Genomic DNA, 1,516 nt, shown 5'->3' on the forward strand with positions numbered 1-1,516 from the left:
ATCGCCGGGTTCTGCGAACCGGACTCCGGCACCATCACCGTCGGGGACCGCGATGTGACCCGGCTCGCGCCGCAGAAGCGGGGCCTGGGCTTCGTCTTCCAGCAGTACCTGCTCTTCCCGCACATGACGGTCAGCGAGAACGTCGCCTTCCCGCTCACCCTGCGCGGAGTGCCGAAGGACGAGATCCGCAGGCGGGTCGGGGAGACGCTGGAGATCGCGGGCCTGTCCGGGTTCGGCGGCCGCAAGCCGCGCGAACTGTCCGGCGGTCAGCAGCAGCGTGTCGCCCTGTGCCGGGCACTGGTCTACCGCCCGCCGGTCATCCTCATGGACGAGCCGCTGGGCGCCCTGGACAAAAAGCTCCGTGACCAGCTGCAGGTCGAGATCAAGACCATCCAGCAGGAACTCGGCCTGACCGTCATCTACGTGACGCACGATCAGGAAGAAGCGCTGGTCCTCTCGGACCGTATCGCGGTGATGCGCAACGGCCTGATCGAGCAGTTCGACACCCCGCGGGAGCTGTTCGAGCGGCCGAAGACCCCCTTCGTCGCGGACTTCCTCGGCGCGGCCAACTTCCTGCCCGGCCGTATCGAACAGCACACCGACGAGCACACCCTGGTCCGCCTCGACCAGTGCGGCGGCCTGCTGAAGGCGCGCCGCCACCAGCTGGCCTCCGGCACTCAGGTGAAGGTGGCTGTGCAGCCGGGCCGACTGCGGGCCTGTGCCAGTGATGACGGGTTCTGTACCGGCACGGTCGAGAACGCCACCTATGTGGGCACCCTGGTCCGCGCCGGAGTGCGGGTCGACGGCGGCGAGGCGCCGCTGCTGCGCCTGGAAGTACCCGCCGGCCGCGGCCCCGTCGCAGGCGAGCGGGTTGGAATCACCACCGACCCCGACGACGTCAACCTCTTCACCAGCGAACAGGGCGGGTGAGCCATGGTTGCCCTCACCGCCACCGCCCCCGCCCGCCCGCGCAAGCTCCTGGCCTCGCGCAGGACCCGCATCGGGATCCTCTACGCCCTGCCGGTCGTCGTCTACCTGCTCATGCTGTTCGTCTACCCGATCTTCAGCACCCTGCTCCTCAGCCTGAAGAACACCGACGGATCGTTCACCCTGCACTGGTACGCCGAGGCGCTGAGCGGGGTCAACCTCTCCGTCCTGTTCACCACGCTGCGGATCTCCGCCGAGACGGCGCTGCTCAGCCTCGTCTTCGGATTCCTCCTGGCCAACGCGATCTCCCGGCTCAAGCCCCTGTGGGCGGGCCTTGCGATGCTGGTCGTCGTCGTCCCGCACTTCATCAGCGCCCTGGTGCGCACCTACGGCTGGATCATCCTGCTCGGCGACAAGGGCCTGGTCAACGAGAGTTTGGCCGGCATGAAGCTGCCGGGGGCGCCCTACCGGCTGCTCTACAACGAGATCGGCGTGGTCATCGGCACCACCTCCATGATGCTGCCCTACACCGTGCTGCTGCTGTACGGCGTGATGCGCGGCGTGGACCGCAGACTGCTCGCGGCCGCGG

The 1,516-nt window shown here is 68.5% G+C and carries 2 protein-coding genes; both read left to right on the plus strand.

Translation table 11 applies throughout. The features are described from left to right. Nucleotides 1–930: ABC transporter ATP-binding protein (locus tag FE633_RS46865; protein ID WP_138051251.1), on the plus strand; the 930-nt coding region annotated here is incomplete at its 5' end. Nucleotides 931–933: 3 nt separating this feature from the next. After that, nucleotides 934–1,516, plus strand: a 583-nt coding sequence (locus FE633_RS46870; protein ID WP_425473340.1) for an ABC transporter permease, incomplete at its 3' end; no start/stop codon positions are given.

This window comes from Streptomyces montanus (assembly GCF_005786655.1).
Taxonomy (GTDB): Bacteria; Actinomycetota; Actinomycetes; order Streptomycetales; family Streptomycetaceae; genus Streptomyces; species Streptomyces sporangiiformans.